The organism is Tissierella pigra (genome assembly GCF_009695605.1).
GTDB lineage: Bacteria > Bacillota > Clostridia > Tissierellales > Tissierellaceae > Tissierella > Tissierella pigra.
In genome coordinates this window covers 31,052-43,124 of sequence record NZ_VUNQ01000018.1, presented here as the reverse complement: position 1 = coordinate 43,124, position 12,073 = coordinate 31,052, and the positions used below count along the sequence as shown (strand labels likewise).

Sequence of the window (12,073 nt, the reverse complement as noted above, 5' to 3'; positions counted from 1 at the left end):
TTCTTTTTCTTATATTATAAACCATAAGGATATTATAATCTAATAAATATTCACTACTTCTCCTATCCTTTTAAATTATAATTAATTCTTCTATTATTATATCATGAATAATCTAGATATTACAGAGTTTAGAAGTAGAGTATCTATATAATAAGAATAAAATTTATCCATTATACTTAGATTTTTACATTTCAGATAATGAAATATACTCTATGAAAAGAACAGATATTAGTAACAAATTAACAACTTGTCTAATATACTAAAATGTAAGCAGATTTAAAATATAATAGAGGAGAGAATAATCAATGGCTACTAAATTATTCAAACTTGTAATAGATGCTGTTACTACAACTGATACTGATATAAATCCAGAAATTGATAAATACTTTTATGAGCTAAGAGAAGACGAAAGAACTGCTGATACAGTTACTATTCCAGCTACTCAATTTACAGATGATACTGGTAATGTAATGACAGGTAATCTTACTACTGCAACTGCAGACAATGGATATTATATGCTATTTATAAATGGCGTATTACAGCAATCCAGTCTATATACAGTTAGTGGTGATGGATCTCAAGTTGTTATTACTGATGCAGCTACAATTCCTGTAGGTGCACCAATTACCTTAGTTGTAACTAACTTCGCTCCAGTATCCGATTCTGACACTACAGTAACAACTTAATCATCATACTGAGGATGTGCCATAACTTGCACATCCTTTATCTTTAAAATTTTATACCTATAATAAGGAACTCATTTCTTATTACATACATAGAATAATAAGAACGGCTTCTAATTAGGATACCCATTTTCCAAACTCATTGATGGAAAGCTAAAAATATATTTATCTTTGGAGTGATGATCATGTTTAAAGCAGATGTTTATCAATATAATGCCCTATCTGATGGTATAAAGAAAATTTATACTAATAATGATGAGTTAGTGGAATATGGAGACAAGGGTATCCTTGACCCTAATGAGGTCTCTTATTATAGCTTGTTTATCAATGGATTATTGCAGCCAAGGATTAACTATGAAATTGAAAAAGGTCTTCTCACTCTTAAAACTGAAGATGTTCCTTTAAAGGACTCTACTATAATTATTACTTTTGTTACCTTTAGAGATAAGATGTCTACTAATCTTAATTCTGCCATAACTGAAGGTGTCTTACCTTCAGGACATATATCTATAGGTCCTGTAACAGATATGGATATTAGTATTGAAAATACTGTAGACTCTTATTTAAAACTAGAAAAAGCTATTATATCTGGACCTAAGTCTGTACCCACAGGTCTTACAACTATTTGGGAATTCAGATTGACAATAGTTAATATAAGCAATATGCCTATTAACAATATTGTTGTAACAGATAATATTCTTCTAGACTATATATTAAATATAGAAAGTTTCTTCCCGTCTCATGGTAATATCCTTATAGAAAATAAGGTTATTACTTGGAATATAGATGCTTTAAATATAGATGAATCTGCTACTGCAATTTTTAAGGTAGAAGGTTTCTTCAATGCTGATGGTACCCGTTTCATCAGTAGCAGTCTCGCAACTGGAAATGCTATTTTAGGTCCCATAACAACGGATATTGTCGGTGGAAGCTCAATATATGTTAGTAAAGGATTAGATATTAGCACAACAATTACATCAGGTCCTACAAAAGTAAATATTAAAGAAACTAACACATGGAGAGTAGAAATAAAACTATCTAATCTTAGTGATGATAATATATTTAATGTTCTGGTAACAGATACATTACTTATTGATACTATTCATAATGTTAAAATCATAAATATATCCCATGGAACTGCCTATTTAAAGAATAACGAAGTTCTTTGGGAAATTGATATACTAAAAAAATCAGAAAGCTCTATTCTTGTAATGGATATAACTGGTTCATTTGCTATAGATGGATTTAGAAGCTTAGATACTGTTATAGGAGTTGGGAATATAAATTCCCATAAAATATATACAAATCCTTCACGGGATTTTCAAATCATCGTGTATCCAGTTACAAATCCAGTGAAAAAACAATTGTTGCTACAAAATATTCTATTAAATAAACCATTAATCGGATTTTTAGGCAATTTTAGAAAGTGGAAATTTTCTCTTAAAATTACTAATCTAACAAATGATATTTTGGAAAATATTGTTGTAATAGACTATATTCTGCTTGATAAAATTAACTATATCTACACCTTATTTGTAGATTCTGGTCAAATTTCCATATCTCATAACTCTATTATATGGAATATTGAAAAACTCTCTCCTGGGGAAACCTTAACTGCTATTTTTGAAATCGAAGGCTTTTTTAATACTACTGGATTACATTCTCTTAGTAGGGCTATTGCTTCAGGTTTAAGTCCAAATTCCTGCATATTATCAGATATATCTTCAGGAGCATCTATTAAAGTTATTGACTATATCAATGATTTAGAAAATACCTGTGCCATTGTCCACAAAGTTTTTTCTCAATATAAACAAAGAGTTTGCTTTGAAAATATTGAGATAGGTATCAATGACAGCAGTTTCAAAAACATTTTATTTAAATCAGGATTTATTATAGAAGACAGTCTAATAATTACTAATTTAGTAAATAAACCAAACTTTAAAAGAGTTAGATTTCTCTTAAAAATCCCATTTGAGATAATCACTACAAACAATACTATAATTAAAGGCTATCTTCCTAATATATCTAAAGATATTGTCATGTTTATGCCAGAATCAAGAGATGAGTTTACATTTGATATTATGGTGGAAACCAGCTCCAAACTTTTAAAAGAACCTGTTAAGTTAGATAATCAATTAAACTTTCCAGTAGGTGTATTTATTATTATTAAGGCAGTAGGAAAGGTACAGATATTAATCCCTAGCTTTAAATCGCTTCCTGAACCTTGCATCTGCCAAGAATTCAATGAGGATTATGTTTGTAGTATTTTTAAATTTAAGAATTTCCCTAATTTTTTACCATTACAAAATAAGCCCTTTGTTCAAAGCAAGCAAATAGAAATCAGTAAAAATAATCAATGTCCCAATATATTCGGCAATCTAACTATTGAAAAATATATTACATCAGGACCCGTAGCAGTCAACTCCAATACTGTAAATACTTGGAGAATAGAAATTAAAATAGTCAATAATGGATATGGTCCAGTTAGTAATGTTTTTGTGACTGATACTTTACTACTAGATGATTTAGTTGATTTTAATATTATCAGCCTTACTCAAGGCACTATATCACAGGAGAACAAACAAATTATATGGGATGTTGGAACCTTAAATTCTAATGGTAATGTTGTAATGATTGCAGAAATCACCGGTTCTCTCAGTAACAAAGGAAGTGGGATTCTTAAAGGAGAAAGGTATCAATATAATACGGTTTCCGATGGAATTAAAAAAGAATTTACAAACTATGATGAACTAATAATCTATGGTAACAGTGGCATACCTAATCCAGATGAAGTCTCCTTCTATAATCTTTATATTAATGGAGTATTACAGCCAGAAACCAATTATATAGTAGAAACAGGTCTTTTAACTTTAACATTACTAGAACCTCCTGAAAATGGAGTGCCTATTATTCTTGAATATTTAATAATAAATGATGCAAATGAGCAACTTTTAAAAGCAGAACTTTATCAGTATAACACCATTTCCAACGGAGAGAAAATTTATACAAATGAAGATGAATTAACTATATATGGAAACAAAGGAATTCTTGACCCCCAGCACACTTCTTATGAAAATCTTTTTATAAACGGAGTCATCCAACCAAGTATCAATTATATAATTAAAAAGGGTCTTCTTGTATTAGAAGTAGAATATCCCCCTATTAAAGGAGTTCCTATTTCTATACAATTTATTTCTTTATTTTTATCAAAGGATTAAATGTAACCTTTATTGAAACCCATTGAGGGAAGGTTTCTTATATAAAACTATTAAATAAGGCTTTTCTATTGTTATAAAAATATATGGTATGGGAGTTTTTTTAATGGATAATAATACTAAACTAATGAGCATAGTTTTTAATTTAGAGGAGAATCCCTTGTTTACAAGAGAGTATCCCTCTGATATTATCATGTTTCAAACTTTTTCTTCAATTCAAACCAATACACCGATTTGGACACCTGCCTCTGATAAAAGTATATTTCTTACAGCATTGCAGGTTTCTGCTTCTGTTCCGCTGGTTATTAAATTAAATAGAGAGAATAATGCAACCTTTATGTCTATCATCCTTACCAGTACCCTTGCCACCTATAGTGAAAGCTTTCCCTCTCCTATTAAATTTAATCCAGATGAAGTTATATCCATTTCAACAAATGCTGTAGGCACAGTAAATATCACCCTTTTAGGCTATGAATTTTGAGGCAAAGGAGAGAGCTATATGATGAAAAAAAGCATTCAAAATAGTGGTATTCTACAGGATAATCAGCAGCCTTTCTTAGCATTAGAAGAAAATTCCAATATAGTTAAATATAATAGTTTTGGAATTTTAACTGAAAAACAAAATCTGTGGACACCAGAAGCACAAAAAAGCATTTTCCTCACTGCAGTACAAGTGTCAGCTCCACTGCCAGTGTCTATTATTTTGAGCGATAATGACAATGATTTTCTTACCATAAGAATAACTGAACCCCTTAGCAGTATGAGCCAACGCTTTCCTTCCCCTTATAAACTTGGAACGAATAACTCTATTATGGTAAGTACATCTGATGAGAATATGGAATGCAACACCTTTGGTGCTGCCAATGCTACTCAAGCTGCTTTTAATGGTAGAAGTGATTTCAGTAATATCAATAATGCAATAGGACTTCATAACGGAAGTCTTGCTATCCTAAACTCAGCCTTACTTAATCAAAGTAGCGGAAGAATTATTTTAGGATATACTATGTTACCATCAGAATATGAATTCTTAGAAATCAAACAAGTTATTATTAAATATTATTGTCGCCTTAGTCTAACTCTTGCAGTAGGAGTTAGTTCAATGATACTCTATTGGCGGCCTAATTCTCAGGGAAATTGGATTCAATTACAAAGAATAGACCTTTCTCTAATAGGAACTGTTAACTATTTAACTACTCCTATAGAATATGATATAACAGACACAGTATTGGGATCCTCCAACCCTTGGGAAGTAATCAATGGTCTCCAAACATCCTTTGTTGGAATTCATACTGGATTAGGTCTTGGAAATGTAGTACAACTAGATGCAATAGAGATTGAAATCTGCATGACAGGAAAAAATCAAATTACACTTTTTGGATATGAATCTTAATTTTAAAATCTTGGCTAAATTGGGGATTGAAATTAGAAATGGAAAAAATAAAAAGCCATAGAAATATTATCAAATATTTCTATGGCTTTTTATCTCTTTATGAAATGTATTATTATTCATTTAGTTATCTTCTAGAAATTTTTTTAGCCCTCTAAATGTTTCATCACTAATAACGTGTTCAATTCTGCAGGCATCCTCTTCAGCTATTTCAGGAGATACCTTGATTATATCTGTTAAAAATGTTGTTAATACCTTATGTTTGTTAGTGCTGAATCACCGCTAGAATGAGATAGATTAATATTTATGCTGAAAGATACCACCTCCGAATCAAAAATAAACACTAGTTAGTATATACTACCTACTATGTAGTACTAAATTTAAAACTATTTTATAATAATAAAGTATACTATTCATTGTGGGCATACTTTATTATTCTTAGAATGTTGGCTACTTTAAAATACCACTGGACCATAAGGTGAATTAGCTTCTATATTAACTCTTTTAATATATATATTCTTCTGTCAATCTAGACTTATGAATCATATTCCTATATAAATTGGATATCTCCAGCACTTCCTTATGTGTTCCTACGGCATCCACTTTTCCCGAATTCATTACAATAATCTTGTCTGCATTTTCAATTGATTTAAGTCTATGGGAAGTGATTACAACTGTTTTATTTTTGATTAACCTATTCAAACTCTCTTGAATTTTCATCTCATTTTCCACATCTAAGGATGAGGAAATCTCATCTAATAGAATTATTGGTGCGTCCTTTAGGAAAGCTCTGGCAATGGAAATTCTTTGTCTTTCACCACCTGATAATTTGCTTCCATTTTCTCCTATTAAAGTATCATAACCATCAGATAATTTTAGGATAAATTCCTCACAGTGAGCTAATCTTGCGGCTTCTTTTACCTGTTCATCAGTTGCATCTTTGTTTCCAATTCTGATGTTTTCCATTACTGATGAATTAAATAGCGTAACATCTTGAAATACAATAGAAATCTTTTCATATAAACTTTCTGTGTTAATTTTCTTAACATCTTTACCGTCTATTAAAATACTTCCCGTATCATAATCGTATAACCTAGCCATTAGTCTTAGAATAGTGGTCTTTCCACAACCCGATGGTCCAACTAGTGCAGTTACTTTTCCTTGTTCTGCTATAAAAGAAACATCATCTATAATACGCTTTTTATCAGTATATGAAAAGTTCACATCTCTAAACTCAATATTAAAGGAGTTTAGATCAATTGTTACTCCTTCTTGAATTGAAGTCTCTCTAAGTTCTTTGATTCTAGAAATTCTTGCATCTAGATACAGTATTTCAGCCATATTTTGATGAAGATTATCCATTGCTGACATTATCTTAGTAGCAACCAACAAATAAGCTATAAAATAAACGATAGATATTTCATTATTTATAATCAAAGTAGCTCCTGTAATAATTGTAGTTCCCAAGGATACCTTCACTAATGCTGAGGCTAGATTAATTGGAATAGCCTGCTTGAATTCAGTTCTTATATGAAGCTTCTCTCCTTCTTCTACAGATTTTTTTAAGTCTTTCAGCACATCATCCTTTAATGAATATGACCTTATCTCTTGATGCATTTCTATTGCTTCTTGAAATTTATCAGAATTCTCCCTGAGTTTATAATAATACTCTGCTGAAGCTTCAATTTGTGCTCTTTTAGATACATATGCTGAAATTATACTTGCAAATAATGGTACTAATACCCCTAAGCCCAACTTAATATTATTTGACAGAAGAAATACTGCAGAAATTATAAAATATACACAAAAACCTAAGGCCTGAGGTATTGCATGACTTAATGCATGTTCAATATCAGCTGCATCTTGCATTATGGTCTGAGACAAATCCGATACATTGTGTTTTGAGAAATATGATAGTGGTAAATTCTTCAATATATTTGCTATATCAATCCTTAAATTAGCTGCTTCTTTGTATGTTTGGTTATATAAATTAACATAATTAACATCTAAGACTATATGCATTATTACCCCAGTAATAATAATCGTAATTACATAAAAAACAGCACTTTTGAGTTCTCCATTTAGTATCTCATTTACAAACATCAAAATAATAATTACTGGTGAAGCATAAGCAACATATGAGAAAAAAGAAGTTATAGATGCCTTAATTAATCCTTTTGCTCCTGTTTCACTTAGGGAAAATCTATCTTGAAGCCATTTCATCATAAATCCTCCATTCATTGGTCTTAGAAAATAGTTCTTGAAGATATCTATATCTTGAATCTATACTCATCAATTCTTTATCAGTTCCTCGTTCAATTATTTTCCCATCATCTAATACCAAGATTTCATCTACATTTCTGATGGAAGATAGTCTATGGGCAATCATAATGACAGTCTTTCCTTCCATCAAATTAGAAAACGCTCTTTGAATTTCATATTCATTTTCTGGATCTGCTGCAGCAGATGCCTCATCTAGAATAATGATATTCGCATCTTTAAGTATTGCCCTTGCAATAGCTATCCTTTGTTTTTCTCCACCTGATAGGTGGACTCCTTCTGATCCGATTATGGTATTTTCCCTAGTTTCAAATTTATCCAATATATCATTACAATTAGCAAGTTTAAGGGCTCTCATAACTTCAGAATAACTGGCATTTTGGTTTCCAACCTTCACATTTTCATAGATACTCGTCTTGAACAATTGTGCATTTTGAAATACATTTGTGATATTCTCACATATGGCCTTTTCAGAATAATCAGTGATGTTTTCCCCACCGATAAGGACTTCTCCATCATCAATCTTATAAAATCCACTTATAAGTTTTGCAATGGTGCTTTTGCCGCTTCCAGAAGAACCTACAAAGGCGTAGGTCTTACCCCCTTCTAGCTTTAAGCTGAGATTCTCTAGTACGTAGTCTTCTTCATATTTAAAAGAAACATTTTTAAATTCAATATTGAAATTCTTAAATTCCCCTCTGCTGCCATGTAATATCTTTTTTCTATTCATTTCATTAAACATTTCTTCTAATTTATCTACAACATCTTTTGCTTGCATATTATACATACCTACATACATAACCTTCATTAGAGATGCAAATAGAATACTAACAAATACTGCAAAAAATATTATTTCAGCTAATATTGTCATAGCACTTGTCCCACGATTTATAAAGAAAATCGCAAAAGGAATAGTAAATGTTATACACAGATTAAACAAAGTCTGAAATGAAACATATGGAAATCTACAACTCATAGAATAGTTCAAAGCAAATTCTGAATAATCATTGATAGAGTTATATAAGGATTTTAAAGTATATACTGTACCATTAAACACTTTCAATACTTGAATACCTCTAACATATTCCACGCTTTCAGCATTCATTTTTTCTAATGCTGTAGTGTAATATTTTATAAATTGTGGATCTCCGTACATTCCCTTAAACTGCAATACTCCTAAAATTGTAATAACAAGTAATAGTATTACCAATTTATAATCAATAACAATTAATGTGATAAACATCAATATAGGAACAAGTATAGCTACTGTAGTATCGGGAATGAGGTGTGCGACCACCATATGAGTCCTGCTTGCATTATCATCAATTATTTTTCTAATTTTACCTGACGAATTCATATCAAAAAAGTTCCAAGATGCATTCATAAGATACTCAGCCCCTACTTTTCTTAAATTAGTTTCCAATCTAAATCCCAACAAATGAGACATCCATAATGCTACAAGATATACTACCACATATGCTATAAGCAGAGCTACTATTGTAACTGCATAATCCATAGCCTTTCCTAAACTCTGGACTACAAAGAATTCCCTTAAAAAATTCCATAAATAATAATACGGGACAATGGTCAATACCGCTGTAGCTACAGAGAAAGCCACCGAAAGGAGTAAGTAATTCATTTTTTCTGGAATGTATTTGAATAATCTCTTATAGGTATTCACTAAGTTTTTCTCTCCTTTCCCTTATCTAATACTTGACCACCTATACCATAGGGAAGACATACTGGTACATCTAAAATAGGATGGCGGATTACCTCTGCCTCTACATTAAAAACCTCTCGAAGGGTTTGAGGTATAATTACATCTTCTGGGGAACCAGTGCTATGTACTTTCCCCTCTTTAATAGCTATAAGATAATCAGAGAACATTATGGCATGATTTAAATCATGGAGAACCATAACAATAGTCACTCCCTGCTCTATATTTAATTGCTGTAATAGATACAATGTTTCCAATTGATGAGAGATATCCAAATAAGTAGTAGGCTCATCAAGAAATAGAATATTAGTTTTCTGTGCCAATGCCATGGCAATCCAGGCACGCTGTCTCTGCCCTCCTGAAAGTTGATCCATCTCCCTATCAGCAAGCTCTTTCATATTTGTACAAGCTAACGCCCATTTAATAATTTTCTTATCTTCTAAGCTAAGCCCTGACATCTTACTTCGGTATGGAAATCTTCCGTACTCTACTAAGTCAGCCACAGTAATACCAGAGGGGGTTTGTGTCCCTTGAGGAAGAAGAGCCAGATTTTGTGCTACTAACTTAGTTGGCATACTATGAATTGACTTTCCCCCTAAACATACTACGCCTTCAGTAGGAGCAATTAATCGGGACATGGTTTTAAGAATAGTAGATTTTCCCGAGCCATTGGAGCCAATCAGCGTTGTAATTTTCCCCTTAGGAATCTCTATATTAAAATCAGCAAAAACTAAAATTCCACTATATCCAGCAGATAGTTTGCTGGCTTTTATGCAACATTCCACTATATTTCACCTCCTATTTGCTTTCGAAGCAAATACAAAAAATATGGCGCAGCCAAAACAGAAATAACAATTCCAACTGGTATTTCAATTGGCTGAAATAGAGAACGTCCAATAGTATCAGCCATGAGTAGTAGCAAACCTCCTATTAGCATCGAAGCAGGAATAAGCATACGATGTCTTGCTCCTATATACCTTCTTGCAATATGAGGTCCTACTAAACCAATAAAGCTAATCCCCCCAGTGACAGAAACACAGCTTGCAGCCAAAGCAACGGAAACAATCAACAAGATTCTTCTTTCCCTCTCTACCTTAACACCCAATGCTAAGGAAGCTTCCTCACTCAGGAGAAGTAAATCCAAAACATTAACCTTAGTAAAAAGAATTGGAATAAGGACTGAAAGATAAGGAATCAGCGCTTTGACTTGATACCAACTGGTTCCCCATATATTTCCTGACAACCATCTAGCCACCAATTGATAGCTGCTGTTATCCATATCGGAAGCCATAATAGTCATAATTGCAGTAAAACCTGCTGAAACTCCAATCCCTCCTAGTAAAAAGTAAGAAGGTCTTACTTTCCCGTTTCGATTGGAAAAAACGTATAAAATCCATGCTACTAAAAGCCCTCCAATCATGGCAAAAATAGGTTGATATACCATAGTACTGATATGCAAAGAAGGAAAAAGAGTTAGAAATAGCATAACCATAAACCCTGCTCCAGCATTTATTCCTAAAATCCCTGGATCAGCCAGCTGGTTTCCTGTCACGGCCTGCAGTATGCATCCTGATAATGCTAACCCCATTCCACATAGGAAAGCCAGGATAATACGAGGAAGGCGAATCTGCAAAAGCACGGTAGATGAGTCCACCCCTTGCGAGTTAAGTAAACTCTCAATGACATATCCATAAGGAATTTTGGAATATCCCATATTCACGGATAAAAGTATGACAATAAAAACTAACATTAAAAGAAACCATAGCACTAGCCACTGTCTGCCTCGCTTCATCATATAATCCCTCCTTTCTTCCTATAGGTCAACCCTAGAAAGATGGGAACACCTATTGCTGAAACCAGTGCCCCTACAGGAGTGTCAAAAGGAGCATTAATAGTACGAGCCACTATATCAGCAAGCACCAATAATACTGCACCTAACAGAGCACACACAGGCAAAAGCCTTCTATAATCTGTCCCAACAATAAAACGCACTGAATGTGGCACAATTAATCCTATAAAGGAAATTCCCCCTACCAAAGAAACACTGGCACCTGCCATTATCAAAACCGTAGCCATACCTATTACACGAACTAATTGTACATTTATTCCAAGACCCACAGCACTTTCCTCACCTAAAGCCAATATTGATAATTGGTAAGAAAGGAACTGACTTAAAAGTGCAGCTCCAACAATCCAAGGAATTGTTATAATAAGCTGTTGCCACGTAATTCCTGACAAGCTTCCGGCAGTCCAAAAGGATAAAGATTTTGAAAGACCAAAAACCAGAGAAACCCCCTGACTCAAGGCAGTTAACAGAGCTGAAACAGCTGAACCTGCTAAAATCAACTGAATTGAGCCAGATTTTCCCTTACCCATGCCTAAACCATATACCATCAGTGCTGCAAGGACTGCACCTAGAAATGCTGCAAACATCATACTAAGAGCCGATATTGATGGAAAAAATACAGCAGTAAGGGAAACGAGAAAACCTGCTCCTGCATTTATTCCCAATAGACCAGCATCAGCTAATGGATTCCTTGTCATCCCCTGCATAACAGCACCTGCAAGAGCAAAGGCCGCCCCAGTAAAGCAGCCAGCCAATGCTCTGGGCATACGCATTTCCAGCATTACCCTTCCTATTTCAGAAGGACTGCCTCTATAAGCAAGAGTATGTAACAGTATGTTAAGATTTCCTCCAGCAACTCCAACACTTACAGATAGCAGAATGGATATCAGTAATATGAAAACCAATATCAATAGAAATAATGAATATCCTGTTCTCGTGCGTATC

The 12,073-nt window shown here is 33.0% G+C and carries 9 protein-coding genes and 1 pseudogene; 4 read left to right on the top strand and 6 right to left on the bottom strand.

All coding sequences use genetic code 11. The features are described from left to right. The first annotated feature begins 305 nt into the window (after positions 1 to 305). The 4 genes from FYJ83_RS09710 (at position 306) to FYJ83_RS09695 (ending at position 5,288) form a co-directional block, all read left to right on the top strand. Entirely contained in the window at positions 306 to 686 is a 381-nt protein-coding gene (locus FYJ83_RS09710; protein WP_154440127.1) for a DUF4183 domain-containing protein, read from the top strand. Between the two features lie 182 nt (positions 687 to 868). After that, positions 869 to 3,901, top strand: coding sequence for a DUF4183 domain-containing protein (locus FYJ83_RS09705; RefSeq protein WP_229768555.1), 3,033 nt, complete (start codon positions 869 to 871; stop codon positions 3,899 to 3,901). Between the two features lie 103 nt (positions 3,902 to 4,004). Further along, a complete protein-coding gene (locus FYJ83_RS09700; protein ID WP_154440125.1) occupies positions 4,005 to 4,379 on the top strand; it encodes a hypothetical protein in 375 nt (124 codons plus the stop codon). Positions 4,380 to 4,397: 18 nt separating this feature from the next. Next, a complete protein-coding gene (locus FYJ83_RS09695; RefSeq protein WP_229768554.1) occupies positions 4,398 to 5,288 on the top strand; it encodes a hypothetical protein in 891 nt (296 codons plus the stop codon). A gap of 120 nt (positions 5,289 to 5,408) precedes the next feature. On the opposite strand, the pseudogene FYJ83_RS20560 reads toward FYJ83_RS09695, so the two are convergent. The 6 genes and pseudogenes from FYJ83_RS20560 to FYJ83_RS09665 all read right to left on the bottom strand — a co-directional run. Further along, positions 5,409 to 5,540 (bottom strand): annotated as a pseudogene (locus tag FYJ83_RS20560) (metal-dependent transcriptional regulator); the annotation flags it as partial. A 249-nt stretch (positions 5,541 to 5,789) separates the two neighbouring features. Next, a complete protein-coding gene (locus FYJ83_RS09685; protein WP_154440124.1) occupies positions 5,790 to 7,511 on the bottom strand; it encodes an ABC transporter ATP-binding protein in 1,722 nt (573 codons plus the stop codon). Further along, the gene (locus FYJ83_RS09680) at positions 7,489 to 9,246 is read right to left on the bottom strand and encodes an ABC transporter ATP-binding protein (protein ID WP_326828332.1); all 1,758 of its coding nucleotides are present in this window, start codon (positions 9,244 to 9,246) and stop codon (positions 7,489 to 7,491) included. Before FYJ83_RS09680 ends, FYJ83_RS09685 begins: the two co-directional genes overlap by 23 nt. Continuing rightward, the gene (locus tag FYJ83_RS09675) at positions 9,246 to 10,067 is read right to left on the bottom strand and encodes an ABC transporter ATP-binding protein (protein ID WP_326828331.1); all 822 of its coding nucleotides are present in this window, start codon (positions 10,065 to 10,067) and stop codon (positions 9,246 to 9,248) included. Before FYJ83_RS09675 ends, FYJ83_RS09680 begins: the two co-directional genes overlap by 1 nt. Further along, positions 10,067 to 11,077, bottom strand: coding sequence for a FecCD family ABC transporter permease (locus FYJ83_RS09670; protein ID WP_154440123.1), 1,011 nt, complete (start codon positions 11,075 to 11,077; stop codon positions 10,067 to 10,069). Before FYJ83_RS09670 ends, FYJ83_RS09675 begins: the two co-directional genes overlap by 1 nt. After that, positions 11,074 to 12,039, bottom strand: coding sequence for a FecCD family ABC transporter permease (locus FYJ83_RS09665; RefSeq protein ID WP_154440122.1), 966 nt, complete (start codon positions 12,037 to 12,039; stop codon positions 11,074 to 11,076). Before FYJ83_RS09665 ends, FYJ83_RS09670 begins: the two co-directional genes overlap by 4 nt. Positions 12,040 to 12,073 lie beyond the last annotated feature (34 nt).